The 15,586-nt window shown below is 68.5% G+C and carries 14 protein-coding genes; 2 read left to right on the top strand and 12 right to left on the bottom strand.

Going from position 1 to position 15,586, the window contains the following annotated elements:
- The 9 genes from JL37_RS24145 to JL37_RS24105 all read right to left on the bottom strand — a co-directional run bounded on the left by JL37_RS24145 (nt 1) and on the right by JL37_RS24105 (nt 9,921).
- Nucleotides 1-792: an enoyl-CoA hydratase/isomerase family protein gene (locus JL37_RS24145; protein WP_043547486.1), complete on the bottom strand. Its 792-nt coding sequence runs from the start codon at nt 790-792 to the stop codon at nt 1-3.
- Between the two features lie 45 nt (nt 793-837).
- Complete coding sequence (locus tag JL37_RS24140; RefSeq protein WP_043547485.1) at nt 838-2,154, bottom strand: malonyl-CoA decarboxylase domain-containing protein; 1,317 nt, start codon at nt 2,152-2,154, stop codon at nt 838-840.
- Nucleotides 2,105-2,857 (bottom strand): GntR family transcriptional regulator, encoded by a 753-nt coding sequence (locus JL37_RS24135; RefSeq protein ID WP_043547484.1) that lies wholly within the window; start codon nt 2,855-2,857, stop codon nt 2,105-2,107. The genes JL37_RS24140 and JL37_RS24135 overlap by 50 nt, the downstream gene beginning before the upstream one ends.
- A 147-nt stretch (nt 2,858-3,004) precedes the next feature.
- Nucleotides 3,005-3,775 carry a spermidine synthase gene (locus JL37_RS24130; RefSeq protein ID WP_043547483.1) on the bottom strand — a complete coding sequence of 257 codons (771 nt, stop codon included), beginning with the start codon at nt 3,773-3,775 and terminating at the stop codon, nt 3,005-3,007.
- Nucleotides 3,776-3,804: 29 nt separating this feature from the next.
- Nucleotides 3,805-4,833, bottom strand: a complete 1,029-nt coding sequence (locus JL37_RS24125) for an acyl-CoA dehydrogenase family protein (RefSeq protein ID WP_043547482.1) — start codon at nt 4,831-4,833, stop codon at nt 3,805-3,807.
- Between the two features lie 6 nt (nt 4,834-4,839).
- Nucleotides 4,840-6,027, bottom strand: a complete 1,188-nt coding sequence (locus JL37_RS24120) for an acyl-CoA dehydrogenase family protein (RefSeq protein WP_197064648.1) — start codon at nt 6,025-6,027, stop codon at nt 4,840-4,842.
- Nucleotides 6,028-6,031: 4 nt separating this feature from the next.
- Nucleotides 6,032-7,000 carry a tripartite tricarboxylate transporter substrate binding protein gene (locus tag JL37_RS24115; protein ID WP_043547481.1) on the bottom strand — a complete coding sequence of 323 codons (969 nt, stop codon included), beginning with the start codon at nt 6,998-7,000 and terminating at the stop codon, nt 6,032-6,034.
- 36 nt (nt 7,001-7,036) lie between these two features.
- Nucleotides 7,037-9,121: an acetate--CoA ligase family protein gene (locus tag JL37_RS24110; RefSeq protein WP_043547480.1), complete on the bottom strand. Its 2,085-nt coding sequence runs from the start codon at nt 9,119-9,121 to the stop codon at nt 7,037-7,039.
- Nucleotides 9,118-9,921, bottom strand: a complete 804-nt coding sequence (locus tag JL37_RS24105) for an enoyl-CoA hydratase (protein WP_043547479.1) — start codon at nt 9,919-9,921, stop codon at nt 9,118-9,120. Before JL37_RS24105 ends, JL37_RS24110 begins: the two co-directional genes overlap by 4 nt.
- 148 nt (nt 9,922-10,069) lie before the next feature.
- On the opposite strand from JL37_RS24105, the gene JL37_RS24100 reads away from it, so the two are divergent.
- The gene (locus JL37_RS24100; RefSeq protein WP_231570421.1) at nt 10,070-10,801 is read left to right on the top strand and encodes an IclR family transcriptional regulator; all 732 of its coding nucleotides are present in this window, start codon (nt 10,070-10,072) and stop codon (nt 10,799-10,801) included.
- A 327-nt stretch (nt 10,802-11,128) separates the two neighbouring features.
- Here JL37_RS24100 and bktB read toward each other — a convergent pair whose 3' ends face one another.
- From bktB to JL37_RS24085, 3 genes are read right to left on the bottom strand one after another with little or no spacing between them, the layout of a single operon-like run.
- On the bottom strand, nt 11,129-12,310 hold the full coding sequence (gene bktB, locus JL37_RS24095; RefSeq protein WP_043547476.1) for a beta-ketothiolase BktB: 1,182 nt from the start codon (nt 12,308-12,310) through the stop codon (nt 11,129-11,131).
- 60 nt (nt 12,311-12,370) lie between these two features.
- On the bottom strand, nt 12,371-13,165 hold the full coding sequence (locus tag JL37_RS24090; RefSeq protein ID WP_043547475.1) for a crotonase/enoyl-CoA hydratase family protein: 795 nt from the start codon (nt 13,163-13,165) through the stop codon (nt 12,371-12,373).
- Between the two features lie 51 nt (nt 13,166-13,216).
- Complete coding sequence (locus JL37_RS24085; protein WP_043547474.1) at nt 13,217-14,185, bottom strand: tripartite tricarboxylate transporter substrate binding protein; 969 nt, start codon at nt 14,183-14,185, stop codon at nt 13,217-13,219.
- A gap of 247 nt (nt 14,186-14,432) precedes the next feature.
- Between JL37_RS24085 and JL37_RS24080 the strand changes: the two genes are divergently transcribed.
- On the top strand, nt 14,433-15,581 hold the full coding sequence (locus JL37_RS24080) for an acyl-CoA dehydrogenase family protein (protein WP_043547544.1): 1,149 nt from the start codon (nt 14,433-14,435) through the stop codon (nt 15,579-15,581).
- The last annotated feature ends 5 nt before the right edge of the window (nt 15,582-15,586 follow it).

The following is a 15,586-nucleotide window of genomic DNA, read 5'->3' as shown; positions in this document are numbered from 1 at the left end:
CTAGTCTCCGGAAAAGGAAGGATCTACGCCGGCCAGGAAAGCGCGCACGCCCTCCTTGTGGTCCCGGCTTTCGGCGTAAGAGAAATAATCCTGGTATTCGTCCTCGGTCAAGGCTCCGCCTGCGGCGAGCCTGCGGGACAGGCGTTTGTTGATGCGGGCGGCAAGCGGCGCGCCCCGCGCGATGCGGCTGGCGCTCTGCAAGGCGGCATCGGCCACCTCGCCATCAGGCACGATGCGGGTCAGGAGGCCCAGTTCGCGCGCCTCTTCCGCGCCGAACACGCGCCCTTCCAGCAAGATGGCCAGAGTAGCGGCGCGCCCGGCCAGCGCAAGCAGGCCGCTCATTTCATCGGGCGCCATCGGAAAGCCCAGCCGGTTGATCGGCACGCCGAAACGCGCCGAGCGGCCGGCGATGCGCAGGTCGCACTGGCTGGCGACCTCCAGCCCGCCCCCCACGCAGACGCCCTCGATCTGGGCCACCACAGGCTGCGGGCACAGGGCGACCGCCCGCAAGGCGGGCGCCAGCACCTCGCGGTGGTAGCGCTGCACGCCGGCCATGTCGGCGCGTTGGGCGGGAAATTCGCGGATGTCGGCGCCCGCGGCGAAATTGCCGCCTTCGCCGCGCACGATCACGCAACGCACGCCGTCGTCCTGCGCGATGCGCTCGAACACCTCGCGCAACGCATGCCACATGCCCACCGTGATCGCGTTCAGCCGCCCCGGGTGCGATAGCGTCACCCAGGCCAGATACCCCTCGCGCTCCAGCAGCACGCGGCCAGCCGCCTGTTCCGTCATGTCCCCTGCCCTTTCTTTGTGTTGTTGTCCGGTTTGCCGCAAGCCCTAGGCCACGCGTCCCACGCCCCGGCTGACCTGCGGCTTGCCTTCGCCCAGCCGGGCGAGGTTGGCGTCCAGTTCGTCCAGGTCGTAAAGATAGTTGACCATCATGGCGCAAGATTGCCTGAGCCCCTTGGGCGAGGTGTCCGCCGCCCAGTTGAGCCGTTCGATGCGCGCGCCGTTGCCCAGGTGAAACCGCGCCACCGGATCCAGCGGCAGCCCGTTCTTCATGGATTGGAGATAGCTGGCCGCCAGGCGGAAGCCCGCCCGCTTCACCACGTCCGGCGCCTTGCCCTGCGCCGCCTTCGACAGGCGCGCCACCCAGCGCTGGCCATCGGGCACGCCCTCGCGCTTGCGCGCCTTGGCGCGGACCTTGTCCTCGCGCACGATGCCCTCGACCGCCTCCGCGTCAAGCTTGCTCAGCCAGTCCGCGAAACCCGGGATCGGCGACAGCGTGGCGAAGGACTTCAGCTTGGGCAGCTCTTCCAGCAATTGCTCGACCACGCGCTTGAGCAGGAAGTTGCCGAAGCTGATGCCTTTCAGGCCCGGCTGCGTGTTGGAGATCGAATAGAAGATGGCCCAGCGCGCCTTGTCCAGGTCCTGCGGCGGCAGCGTGCTGTCCAGCAGCACCTGCACGTCGTCGGCCATGTGGCTGGCGAACGCCACTTCCACGAAGATGAGCGGCACGCCCGGCATCTGAGGATGGAAGTACGCGTAGCAACGGCGGTCCGGCGACACGCGGCGGCGCAGGTCGTCCCAGGATTTGATCTCGTGCACGGCCTCGTACAGGATCAGCTTTTCCAGCAGCGAGGCCGGCGAATCCCAGGTCAGCGGACGCAGTTCCAGCAGGCCCACGTCGAACCACGCGGACAACAGGCCTTCCAGGTCCTTGTCCAGCGCCTGGATGCCCGCCACCTGCTTGCGCCAGCGCTGCATGTCGGCGCGCAGCTCCACCAGGAAGCGCAGCCCCTGGGGCTGGGCGTTGAAGCGCTTGAAGAGGCGCACGCCTTCGCTGCCGTTCTCCGGAAAGGAGCCGCGCGCCTGCGCCAGCGCGGCCAGCATAAGGCGGCGGTCCTTGCCGTCGGCGGCGGAGTATTGCTCGCACCAGCGGCGCGCAAGCTTGTTGGCGGCGACGTCGGTCAGGCGCGCCTCGAACAGGCGGCGGACTTCGGATTCGCTCGGCAGGCGGCCGCGTTCCCACAGCCGGCCAAGCCGGGTGATCAGGCCGGCGCTCTCCGCCGCGGCGGCCGCGTCGACGGTATCGGCCTCGGGCTCAGGCGTGCGCGCGCCGCGCGCGGGTGCGAGATTGGCGGGTCCGGACATGGGCGGGCTCCTCGATGACGATGGGTTCTGACGACGCCGGATCACCGGCGTCCGCATGGCTCAGGATGCGCAGCGCTTCCAGCTGCCGCATCAGATGGGTGTGCGCGAGCGCTTGCGCGGCCTCGCAATCGCGCGCCTTCAGCGCCTTGAAAATGGCCAGGTGCTCGGCACAGGATTGCTGGATCCGGCCTGGCTGCGACAGGCTGCGATGGCGCGACAGGCTCAGGACCTTGCGCAGGTTGCCGACCATGTCCGACAGCCACTGGTTGCCGGCCAGGGCCTGCACCGCTTCGTGGATCAGGTAATTGGTCTTGTAATAGGCGTCGATGCGCCCCGCCGCGGCGTGGCCGGCCAGCTCGGCGTGCAACGGTTCCAGCGCGGCCAGTTGCTCGTCGCTGGCCTTGCGCGCGGCCTCGAAGGCGCAACGCCCTTCCAGCATGGCCATCAGCGGAAAGATGTCTTCCAGGTCTTGCGCGGACAGCTCATTGACGAAGCAGCCGCGACGGGGCTCCAGCCGCACCAGCCCTTCGGTGGCCAGCACTTTCAGCGCCTCGCGCAAGGGCGTGCGGGAAATGCCCAGCTCTCCGGCCAGGCGCAATTCGTCGATCCATTCGCCATTGCGCAGGGAGCGCGCATGGATCATGCCGCGCAGGCGGTCGGCGACTTCCAGGTAGAGGGCTTGCCGGACGATGGGTAGGGTCATGGGCCTAGGACGGAAGGCATGCTGCCAGCCTTCCGTAATTCATAATTATGAATAAGCCCATGATAGGTCCGGACTGGCGAAAAGGTAAAGCCCCCTCCGCCCCCGTACCTACCCTAATGAATCTGAACCGCCGCCGCCGGCGGCCCCTTAGAAGTGCAGCACCCCGTCCACGGCGTGGCGGGTCAGCGAGCGCGCCCAACGGCGCGCCGGCAGGCCATAGCGGGCTTCGACGATCTCGGCCCGTCCCAGCAACCGGGCCGGCGAGATGGCCAGGCGCGGGCCGGAAAACGCCAGCACGATCTGGTTGCCCGCGTCGATCTCGGGCAGCAGCACCACGCGGTCGTCGAATGCCTTGGACAGGTTGTCGATGTTGCGGCCGAAGCTCTCGTGGCGGCCGAACAGGTTCACCGCCAGCACGCCGACCTCGCCCAGCACGCGGCGGCAATCGCGGTAGAACTTCACGCTGTCGCGAACCGGCCCTTCGGCCGCGGCGTCATAGAGGTCTACCATCAGCACCGGGCAACGCCCCGCGTTGAGCGGATCGGCCGCCCAGACGCCGGCGTCGGCGTGCTCGACTTCGAGCCGGTTCGATCCGGGCAGCCGGAAGAACATATGGCAGGCCGCCGTCACGCGCGGATTCCATTCCACCGCGAGCAGCGGGCTGCGGGTGTGTTTCACGCAGAACCGCGCCAGCGACCCGGCGCCCAGGCCGAGCATGCCGATGGGCTCATCCTTGGGAGGTTCCAGGAACAGCAGCCAGGCCATCATCTGGCTGGTGTATTCCAGCACCAGTTCCGACGGGTTCTTGATGCGCATCGCGCCCTGGACCCATTCGGTGTTGAAGTGCAGGTAACGGACGCCGTCCACTTCGGAAAGGGTCGGCTGGTCGAGTTCGGAAGGAAAGGTCGATTTAGGCATGGCGGGATTGTAGGTCGGACTCCGCCTGCCTAGGACCCGTCTGCGCCGCTTTCCCAGATCCGCTCCAGCAGGTCCGGGATGGACGCCTCGGCCTGCAGGCAGGCCGCCAGCCGCAGCACCCGCTTCAGGTAGAGATGCGCGTCGCATTCCCAGGTCACGCCCAGCGCGCCATGGACCTGGATGGCGTTCTGCGCTGCGCGCCGGCCGGCCTCGACCGCCAGCAGCGGCGCGAACAGGCTGTCGCGGGCGGCGGATTCCGCGCCGGCATCATGCGCGGCGGCGGCCGCGACGCCGGCCAGCCTTGCATCGTCCAGGGCCATCCAGTCGTCGGCCAGGCGATGCTTGACCGCCTGGTTCGCGCCGATCGCGCGATCGAACTGGCGGCGCTCGCGCGCATGCGCCGCCGCCGCGTCCAGGGCGGCCGAGGCCGCTCCCAGCAACTCGGCCGAACGCAACAGAAGCAGCCGGGTACGCAGCTGCGCCCATGTTTCCGGCTCCACCGCCAGCTCGGCGCTCTCCAGCACTTCCGGAGAGCGGACCTGCGCCACCGGCATCGTCGGATCCAGCCCTGCCCCGCCCGCCGCGGGCGCATGCAGCTCCGCCCGCAGGCTGGACGCGCCCGTCCGGCGCAGCGCCAGCGCCCTCACGCCCGCGCCTTCGACGAACGCGGAACCGTCGGGCCGCAGCGTGGCATCGGCGAAATAGCCCTCTCCCGCCATCATCGCGGCGGCCCATTGCGCCACGGGTCCGGCCGCGCCCGCCGCGCACAGCGTGGGCAGAACCGTCATGTTGGACACCAGGGGCAGGCTCAGGAGATGCCGCCCGGCGGCCTCGGCCACGATCCACGCTTCGCGCATGCCCAGCCCCAGCCCTTCCTGCGAGGCGGGCGCCAACAGGGCCGGCCAGCCCTGCGCGGCGATCTCCCGCCATTGCTCCAGGCGCGCTTGCACGGGCCGGACGGCCGCGGCACGCGCCACGGCTGGCGGATGGCGCTCGGCCAGGTAACGCTGGGCCGCGTCTTGCAGCATGCGCTGGTCTTCGGTCGGATGCAGGTCCATGAGAATTCAAGCCTTGGGCAGGCCGAGCATCTGCTCGGCGACGATGTTGCGCTGGATCTCCGATGTGCCAGCCAGAATGGTTTCGGCGCGCGACCACAGGTAGGCGTGCACCAGGCCGGCCGCGCCCGCATCGCCCGCGGCGTCCGCCAGGCTGGCCTCGTCGCCCAGCAATTGCAACGACAGTTCGAGCAGCCGCTGGTGCGCTTCGCTCCAATGGATCTTGGTGGAGGATCCCTCCGGCCCCGGCGGATCGCCGCGCATGGCGCCGGCCAGGGCGCGCTGCGATTTCAGCGCCAGCACGTGGCTGTCGGCGGCCAGGCGCGCCCAGCGATGGCGCACCGAGGCCGAGGACGCCGGCACGCGGCCGTAGGCATCGGCGCGCAGCGCAAGCTCGCGCACTTGCCGCAGCTCCTGGGCGAAGCGCACCAGCCGCGGGATGAAGTAGGTGCCGCGCTCGAAACTGGCCGCGGCCATGGCGATTCTCCAGCCCTGGTTCTCTTCGCCCAGCAGGTCCTCGGCCGGCACGCGCACATTCTCGAAGAAGACTTCGCAGAATTCGGCCTCGCCGGTGAGCTGGCGGATGGGCTCCACGCGCACGCCGGGGCTGCGCATGTCGACGAGCAGGAAACTCAGCCCCTTGTGCCGGGCTGCCTGCGGATCCGTGCGCGCCAGCACGAAGCATCGCTGCGCCCGATCCGCGAACGATGTCCAGATCTTGTGTCCATTGAGCAGGTAGCCGCCTTGCGCAGGTTCCGCCCGTGTTCGTACGGATGCCAGGTCGGAACCGGCGCCCGGCTCGGAATAGCCCTGGCACCACACTTCACGGTTGGAGAGGATGCCGGGCAGAAAACGGCGCTTCTGCGCCTCGCTGCCGAAATGCAGCAGCGTCGGCGCGAGAATGCCATGCCCGATCAGGTTCACGCCCAGCGGCGCGCCGCAGCGCGCGTGCTCCTCGTGGAAGACCGCCTGCCGCGACAGCGGCAGGGCCCGCCCGCCGTACTCCCTGGGCCAGCCCAGCCCCGACCACCCGTTGGCGCAAAGGGTATCTTCCCAGGCGCGCCGGAAGTCCAGGCTGCGCGGGTCGGGTCCGCCCGGCCATCTGCGGGCGAACCCGGCGTAGGCCGACTCCAGCCAGGCGCGCAGGTCCTGCCGGAAGACCTCGTCGTCCGCGGCGGCGGTTTCCATACGGGTCATGCCATCACTCCAGCCGGATGTTCGAATCGCGCGCGACCTTGGCCCAGGTCGCCACGTCCTGGCGGATGAATGCGCCGAAGGTCTTGGGGTCGCTGCCGATGATGTCCAGCCCCAGCCCCACGAACTGCGCCTTGACGTCGGGCTGCTGCAGGATCTGCGCGAGGTTCTTGTAGAGCTTGTCCACGACCGGCTGCGGCGTGCCGGCGGGCGCCACCAGGCCCAGCCAGGGCATGGCGGAATAGCCGGGCAGGCCCGATGCCGCCACGGTCGGCAGGTCCGGAACCGAGGCCGAAGGCTGCGCCGTGGTCACCGCCAGCACGCGCAGCTTGCCGTCCTTCACGAACGGCCCCGACGAGGCCCAGGCATCGAACATGACCTGCAGGCGGCCCGCCACCAGGTCGTTCAAGGCCGGCGCGCTGCCCTTGTAGGGAATGTGCGCCATCTGCACGCCCGCCATGCTGTTGAACAGCTCGGCCTCCAGGTGGGTGGAGCTGCCCGTGCCCACCGAGCCGTAGCTGACCTTGCCCGGATTCGCCTTCAGGTAGGCGATGAGTTCGCCCACGTTCTTGGCGGGAACCGACGGATGCACTTCCAGCACGTGCACCACCGAGGCCACCTGGCTGACGGGCGTGAAATCCTTGATGGGGTCGTAATTGACCTTGGCATAGATGCTGGGCGCGATGCCCAGCGAAGACGCCGCCATCAGCAAGGTGTAGCCATCGGGCTCGGCGCGCGACACATAGTCGGACGCGATCATCGTGCCGCCGCCCGGCTTGTTCTCCACGATGACCGGCTGGCCCAGCCGGGTGGCGAGCTTCTCCGCCAGCAGGCGGCTCATGATGTCGGTCGCGCCTCCCGGCGAGAACGGCACCACGATGCGCACGGGGCGGTTCGGGTAGTTATCCTGGGCTTGCGCCGGGCCAACTGCGCCGATGCAGGCCAGCGCCACGCCGGCCAATAGTCTCTTCATCATGCTTGTCTCCTCCTGGGATGGCATTGCGCTCGCGCGCTACGGGGTTGCGGGCAGGATCAAGGCGTCCAGCACCGCGACGCCCTGTCCCGCCTCTTTGATCAGCAACGGATTGACTTCGATTTCCGCCACGGCCGCCGGCGCGGCCAGCAAGGCGTTGCCCACGGCCACGATGCTCCGGCAGGCCGCCGCCACGTCGGCCCGGGGCTTGCCCCGGTATCCGTCCAGCAGCGCGAAAGCCTTGAGCTCGCGCAGCATCTGCAGGGCGATGTCTTCGTCGACCGGCAGCAAGCGGTGGCTGGTGTCCTGGTAGAGCTCGGTCAACACGCCGCCCAGGCCCACGGTCAGCACGGGGCCAAAGACCGGGTCGCGAGTGGCGCCGACGATGATTTCCGCGACGCCACGCTCCATCTTCTGCACCATCACGCCGTCGATGCGGGCGTCCGGCTGCGCCCGCGCCGCGGCCTGCGTCACCGCGCGGTAAGCGCCGCGCACGGCCTCGTCGTCGGCCAGGTTCAGCGCCACGCCGCCCGCCTCCGTCTTGTGGGCGATATCGGGACTGAGGATTTTCAAGGCCACCGGATAGCCCGCGGCCCGCGCGTCCGCCACGGCTTCCTCGGCGCTGCGGGCCGCGCCGGCCCGCGCTTGCGGCAGGCCGAAGCCCCCCACGTAGGCGCGGGCATCGGCCTCGTTGCAAGGCAGCGCCGGCATCGCGACGGCCGCCGGTTCCGGCGCCTGGGCGATGCGCCTGGCGTTGCGCGCTTCGCACCACAGCAGGTAGGGAGCCAGGGCCGAGACCGCCAGGCCCAGGTCCTCGAACACCGCCACCCCGGCTTCACGCAGCGCGGCGCGGCTCTGCGCCAGCCCCGTATCGATCGCGACGAACAGCCGCGGGTGCCGGCGCGACACATCCGCAAGCGCATCGGCCATGCGGTCGAGCATGTAGCCCGGCGCATACACGACCACGGCATCGATGGCGGCGCTGGTGGCCAGCGCCTCCAGCACGGTGCGCACGAAGTCGGGGTCATTGACGACGTTGCCCGTCACGTCCACCGGGTTGCCCACCATGCCGTAGTCGGGAATGCCTCCGCGCAGCACGGCCTGCAGATCCGGCGGGAGGTCGGGCAGATCCAGCCCTGCGCCGATGAATTTGTCCGCGAGGATGGCGCCCAGCGCGCCCGACATGGTCAGCACCGCGACGCGCTTGCCCGCTCCGCGGTGGCGCAGCGTCGCCAGGCCCGCCAGGTGCGCCATCTGCGCGAAATCCGTGGCCTCGATCACGTTCAGCTGTCGGAAGGCAGCCCCGTACACGCGGCGGTCCCCGGCCAGCGCCGACGTGTGCGACTGCACCGCCTGCGCGCCCTTGTCGGTCGTGCCCGCCTTCAGCGCGATCAGCAGCTTGCCCTGGCGCTCCAGTTCGCGGCAGGCTCGGATGAAGCGTTCGCCGTCGCGCAGCTGTTCGATATAGCCCAGCACGATTTCCGTCTGCGGGTCGGCGGCCAGGTATTCGAGATATTGCGAAAAATCCAGGCAGGCTTCATTGCCGGTATTGATGAAATGCGAAAACGGCAGGCCCAGCCTGCGCGCGATGGCGTACACGGCGGCGCATACGTTGCCGCTCTGGGTCAGCAGGCTGACGCTTCCCGGACCGTCCTGCGCGGGCGCGGTCTTGAACACGGACGCGAACGCCGTGTAGGCCCGGGTGTTCAGATTGGCGAAGCCCATGCAGTTGGGGCCGGCCACGGCCATGCCGCTTTCCGCCACGAAGGCTTCCAGCTCATCCTGCAGGCGCGCGCCCTCTCCGCCCGCCTCGGCGAAGCCCGCCGCATAGACGATGGCCGCGCGCACGCCCTTGGCGTGGCAGCGGCGCAGCATGGGCGTCACGTCCGCGGCGGCGATCGCCAGTACCGCCAGGTCCACCGGCTCGGGCACCGACTCGATATCGGGCCAGCAGCGCTGGCCGAACACTTCCTGGTACTTCGGGTTCACGGGGTAGATGCCCCCGGCATAGCCAAAGCGCGTCAACAGGTCCAGGGGCATCCCGCCGATGCGTCCGGCGTCGGCGCTGGCGCCGATCATCGCGATGGACCGCGGGTCGAGCAAGGGATCCAGGGAGCGGGTCATGCGGTCTTGCCCTCTTTGTTGCGCTGGATCGCCTGGGCCAGCCCGCGCTCGCGCACCGCCTGGAATTCTTCGCTCAGATGCGACAGCTGGTGCGTGTCGAAATGCGCCGACAAGGCGGTGCGGAAGCCCTGCGCATCGGCGGTGCGGTTCAGCGAGCGCTTGATCAGGCGCAGGCCGAACGGCGGCGCCTGCGCGATGCGCTGCGCCAGCGCCAGGGTTGCGGCATCCAGCTCGGCCTCGGGCACCACACGGTTCACCATGCCGATCCGCAGCGCCTCCTGAGCATCGACCTTTTCGCCGGTGTAAAGCATTTCCTTCGCCTTGCGCAGCCCCATCACCCACGGATGGATCAGCACTTCCGTGGCCGCGGCCGCCAGCGTGTGGCCGACCGGATCCGAGAAGTAGGCATTGTCGGCGCACACCACCAGGTCGCACATATTGGCGATCATGAACCCGCCCGCCACGCAGGCGCCCTGGACCTGCGCCACGGTCGGTTTCGGAAAGTCCCAGATGCGCAGGCAGTAGCCGTAGTAGCGGCGCGACTCGTACTCCCAGCGTTCCTCCACGGTGAAGTCGGCTCGCTTGGCCTGGGCTTCCTTCAGATCGTGCCCCGCGGAAAAATGAGCGCCGCGGCCCGCCAGCACCACGACCCGCACGGTCTCGTCCTGCTCCGCCCGGGTCAGGGCATCGTCCAGTTCGTCCAGCATCTGCTGGCTCTGGGCGTTGCGCGCGGATTCGCGCGCCAGGCTGATGCGGCATACGGAGTCGTGCCGTTCAACGGCCAGGGTGGCGTATTCCATGGTCTCCTCGTCTTTGTATTGCCGCGCCCGGGAAGGCGGCGCGGTCCGTTGGATTGAATTAACGCACCCACAATCCTAAAATACAAAATATTCATCAACTATTTCCCACATTATGAGCAACATAGCTTCAACGGGCGGCACCCAGAGCATGCGGCGCGCCCTGGCCCTGCTGCGCGTGCTGGCACAACATCAGGAGGAAGGCATCGATCTGCAGGGCGTCATGGCCGCGACCGGGCTCGAGCGCTCCACTGCGCATCGGCTGCTCAGCAGCCTGCTGGAGGAACAGTTCGCGGAGCGCGACGCCCGGACTCGGCGCTACCGCCTGGGCGTGGATTCCATGCAACTGGGGTTCGCCGCGCTGCGGCGCACGCCGCTGCTGGACGCGCTGCGCCCGTTCGCGCAGAAGCTGGCGCGGCTATCGGGCGACACGGTGTTCCTGGTGATCCGCCAGGGCGATTACGCTTTGTGCCTGCTGCGCGAGGCGGGATCGTTTCCCGTGAAGGTCTTCACCATCGACCAGGGCGAACGGCGCCTGCTGGGCGTAGGCGCGGGCGGGCTGGCGCTGATGGCGGCCCTGCCGGACGAGGAGATCGCGGCGCTGTATGCGCGGCATACGGCCGGATACGCGCAGATCGGGGTATCAAGCGCGGCCCTGATGAAGGCGGTCAAACAGACCCGCGCGGCGGGCTATTCGGAAATCGTGGACACCATCACGCCGGGCGTCTCGGGCGTGGGCGCGGCGTTCCGGGTGTCGGAGCTGACGTGGGTGGCCTTCAGCTTCGGCGCGATCAGCAGCCGCCTGGATGCGCCCCGGCGGGCGCAGATGGGAGCCCTGCTGCGCGCCGAATGCCAGGCATGGGCGCAGGATTACCTGGGCTAAGGAAAGGCTGCTGGAGTCCCTCCGACGCGAATCGTTGCAGGTGTCTGACACCTCTGAGCTTGCAGTGTTTGACACTTTTGATCATGCAGTGTCTGACACCCTTGTGAGACGCTCGTACAAGTTGAAGCTGGTGTTCGCGGGTGTCTGACACCCGGGGGCACTCGCCTCAGCTTGAACCCGCAACTCGTAAGGGTGTCAGACACTTGCCTATGAGGTAGTGTCCGACACCCTTGCGCTGCCTATGAGGTAGTGTCTGACACCCTTACGCGATGACGGCGGGGATTGCAGCGGTGCTGCCGGGTGTCTGACACCTTCGTTGCCGAGGCGTCAGATGCGTTCGAAGATCGCGGCGATGCCCTGGCCGCCGCCGATGCACATGGTCACCAGCGCGTAGCGGCCGCCCACGCGTTGCAGCTCATGCAGCGCCTTGACGGTAATGATCGCGCCGGTGGCGCCGATGGGGTGGCCCAGGCCGATGCCGCTGCCGTTGGGGTTCACCTTGGCCGGGTCGAGCTTCAGTTCGCGCGTCACCGCGCATGCCTGCGCCGCGAAAGCCTCGTTGGCCTCGATCACGTCCAGCTGGTCCACGGTCAGGCCGGCGCGCTTGAGCGCCGCCTGGGTCGCGGGCACCGGGCCGATGCCCATGATGTCCGGGTCCACGCCGGCGTGAGCGTACGCGACCAGGCGGGCCAGGGGCTTGATGCCGCGCTTGGCCGCCACCGAGGCGTTCATCAGCACCACCGCGCCCGCGCCGTCGTTCAGGCCCGAGGCGTTGCCCGCCGTGACCGTGCCGTTTTCCTTCTGGAAAACCGGTTTCAGCGTTGCCAGGCTGTCGGCAGAGACGTCGCGGCGCACGTGCTCGTCGGTATCGAACACGACTTCGCCCTTGCGCGACTTCATCACCACCGGAACGATCTGATCACGGAAGTAGCCGGCGTCGATCGCGGCCGCGGCGCGGCGGTGCGACTCGGCGGCCACGGCGTCCTGGTCCTGGCGGCTGATGCCGAATTTGGCCGCCACGTTCTCGGCGGTGACGCCCATGTGCATGCGGCCAAAGGGATCGGACAGCGCGCCGGTCATCATGTCCAGCATGACGCTGTCGCCCATGCGGGCGCCCCAGCGCTGGGCCGGCGCGATGTAGGGCGCGCGGCTCATGCTTTCGGCGCCGGCGCCGATCGCGATGTCGGCGTCGCCCAGCATGATGGTCTGCGCCGCTGACACGATGGCCTGCAGCCCCGAGCCGCACAGGCGGTTGACGTTGAAGGCCGGCGTTTCCTTGGCGATGCCGGCGTTCATGGCGGCCACGCGCGACAAGTACATGTCGCGCGGTTCCGTGTTGATCACATGGCCGACTGCGACGTGGCCGACCTCGTCGCCCTTGACCGCGGCGCGTTCCAGCGCGGCCTTGATGACGGTGGAGCCCAGATCGCACGGCGGCACGTCTTTCAGCGCACCCCCGAAATCGCCGATGGCGGTACGGACGGCGGACGCGACGATGACTTCATTCATGGTGTTTCCTCCTTGTGGTGCATTGCATCATAACGCCGGAGGCCGCCCGCCGTCCCCTCCTCAAGCCTTGCGCGCGGCCCGCCGCGCGACGAAATCCTGCACCGCCTTCGCATGCGCCGGCGTCTTGTGCGCCAGCGCCTGATAGGCCGCCGACAACTCCAGCAGCGTATCCAGGCGCGCATGCTGGCTTTCGCGCAGCAAGCGCTTGGTGAGACGCACCGCATCGGGCGAATTCGCGGCGATGCGGCCGGCCAGCGCCTGCGCGGCGGGCAGCAATTCGGCCGCGGGCACCACGCGTGAGACCAGGCCCCATTCGGCCGCCGTGCGTGCGTCGATGGCGTCACCCGTGAACGACATTTCCGCCGCCCGCGCCATGCCGACCAGCCGCGGCAGGAACCACGCGCCGCCGTCGCCCGGCACGATGCCCAGTTTCACGAAGCTTTCCGCGAAAGACGCCTCTTCCGACGCGATCCGGACGTCGCACATGCAGGCCAGGTCGCAGCCTGCGCCGATGGCTGGGCCGTTGACCGCGGCGATGGTGGGCACTTCCAGCGCATGCAGCGCCAGCGGCAGCCTCTGTATGCCGTGGCGGTATTCCTGGCGCAGCGCGGCGCTGCCCACTTCCGGGCCGATCTGCCGCTGCATGTCGTTCACGTTGCCGCCCGACGAAAACACAGTGCCGGCCGCGGTGATAACCAGCACGCGCACCTCCGGGTCGCGCTCGATGCGGGCGAACGCCGCGAGCAGTTCGTCGACCATCGTGCTGCCGGTCAGGGCGTTACGGGTTTTCGGATCGTCCAGGGTCAAGGTGACCACGCCGTCCGCACGCTGTTCATACTGCACCAGATCCGCCATGGATCCCTCCTGTTCAATGAAAGACGCGGGCCTGCCAGCCCGCTCGCCGATTTATTGCTTGGGAATTCCGGCCCGCTGGGCGGCCTGGTCCCACTTGCGTATTTCTTCGCGCTGGAATTCGCCGAGCGCCTTCGGCCCCACCGGAAATACCTCCCAGTTCGTGCGCGCCAGGAAATCGGCGGCGTCCTGGGTGCCGTAGATCGAGAGTAAGGTCTCGGACAGCGTTTCGATGACCGCGGGCGGCGTGCGCGCTGGCGCGAACGCCGCCGTCCAATTCACCATGTAGTAGCCCGGAAAGCCGGATTCCTGCAAGGTCGGCGTGTCAGGCGCGCTCTTCAGGCGCGCATCTCCGGTAACCGCGAGCAGGCGCATGCGGCCGCTTTGCACGAAGGGAATCACTGCGCCGTAGTCCGCGAACACGAAGTCGACCTGGCCGCCCGCCAGATCCGTCAACGCCGGCGCGGCCCCTCGGTACGGCACGTGGTTGGCCTTGATGCCGCCCATGGACAGGAACAGTTCGGTGGCGATCTGGTAGGACGCGCTGCCGCTGCCGAAATTCAGTTCGCCCGGGCGCTTGCGGGCCGCGTCCACCAGGTCCGCCACCGTCTTGTACGGCGCGTCTGCCTTCACCGCCAGGGCCATCGCGCCATAGCCCAGCCGCGCGACCGGCGCGAAGTCCTTGACCGGATCGTACGGCAGGTGCTTGAACATGGCGGCATTGGTCGCCACCGGGGAATTGCTGGCCAGCAGCAGCGTGTAGCCGTCCGGCTCCGCCGTGGCCACCGCCTGCGCCGCGATGAAACTGTTGCCGCCCGGCCGGTTCTCGACGGTGACCGCCACGCCCAGCTTCTCTTCCATTTTTTGGGCCACGTAGCGGGCGTTGCTGTCGGTGCCGCTGCCTGGCGGAAACGATACGATCAGCCGGATGGGTTTGTCGGGATACGCGGCGTGGACCGCCGCCGCGGGTTGCGCCAGCCATGCGGCGCAAACCAGCGCCAATAGGCGCATTGCCTTCTTCATGCTTGTCTCCTGTTGTTGTCGCTCGTCGCGCCGGGCGCGATGGCCAGGTCCAGGGTAGGCATGCCGGAAGGTGCCGTCTAATATTAATTTTTGCGCTTCCGATACTGAACGGATATTGCCGTGCCACCGTCTTCGATATGAATACAGTATCGAAAATCAAAAAAATAATATTGGACAGCTTTCAGCACGTTCGCGGATAGTGGATTTCGGCGCCTTGCACGGCGCCCTGTCCGCATCGGAGCGCCCCATGATAGATACGCTGGAACTTACCGCCATCCCTCCCGAAGACGAAGCCTTGCGCGCCGAAGTCCGGGACTTCCTGGCGCAAACGCTGGACGGCCTCGAGCCCGACGAACGGGCCCGGTCGTGGATGGGCTTCGACGCCGGCTTCAGCCGCCAACTGGCCGAACGAGGATGGCTGGGCCTGACCCTGCCGCGAGAACACGGCGGATCGGCGCGCGGCCATTTCGCGCGCTTCGTCCTGTCCGAGGAACTGCTGGGCGCGGGCGCACCGGTGTCCGCCCACTGGATCGCCGACCGCCAGAGCGCCCCCCTGATCCTGAAGTACGGCACGCCCGCGCAGCAGGCGTTCTACCTGCCTCGCATCTGCCGCGCGGAAGCGTTCTTCTGCATCGGCATGAGCGAACCCGGATCGGGCTCCGACCTGGCCAGCATCCGGACCCGCGCCGCGCCGTCCGCCGGCGGCTGGCGCCTGAACGGCAGCAAGATCTGGACGACCAACGCGCATCGCTCGCACTACATGATTGCGCTGGTCCGCACGTCCGGCACCGCCGAAGACCGCCACCAGGGGCTGTCGCAATTCATCGTGGATCTGTCGTCGCCGGGCGTCTCGATCCGCCCCATCGAAGACCTGGCGGGCGATGCGCATTTCTCCGAAGTGTTCTTCGACAACGTAGAGCTGGCCGAGGACGCCCTGATCGGCGCCGAGGGCGCCGGCTGGGCTCAAGTGAACGCCGAACTGGCCTTCGAGCGCAGCGGCCCGGAGCGCCTGTACTCCAGCATCGCGCTCCTGGAATGCTGGCTCGCGCATTGCCGCGGCCAGGCGGAAGACGCCAACGACCGCGCCGTCCTGGGCAGCATCCTGTCGCAGATGGCGGTGCTGCGCGCGATGTCGTTGTCGATCGCGGGCAAGCTCGCGGCCGGGCTCAGCCCCGCCACAGAAGCCGCGCTCGTGAAAGACCTGGGCACCGAACTGGAGCAGGCCATTCCGCGCCTGATCGGCGATACGCTGGCGCGCCGCCCGGACGTGCCGCCTCCCCTGCCGCTGCTGCGCACGCTGGCCTACCTGGAACAGGTGGCGCCCACCTTCTCGCTGCGCGGCGGCACCCGCGAAATCCTGCGCGGCATCATCGCGCGCGGACTTGGCCTTCGATAAGGACG

Origin of the sequence: Achromobacter sp. RTa (genome assembly GCF_000757485.1) — a bacterium.
Lineage (GTDB): Bacteria > Pseudomonadota > Gammaproteobacteria > Burkholderiales > Burkholderiaceae_B > Achromobacter.
Note: the sequence above shows the minus strand (reverse complement) of the source record. Positions and strands in the feature narration are given on the sequence as shown.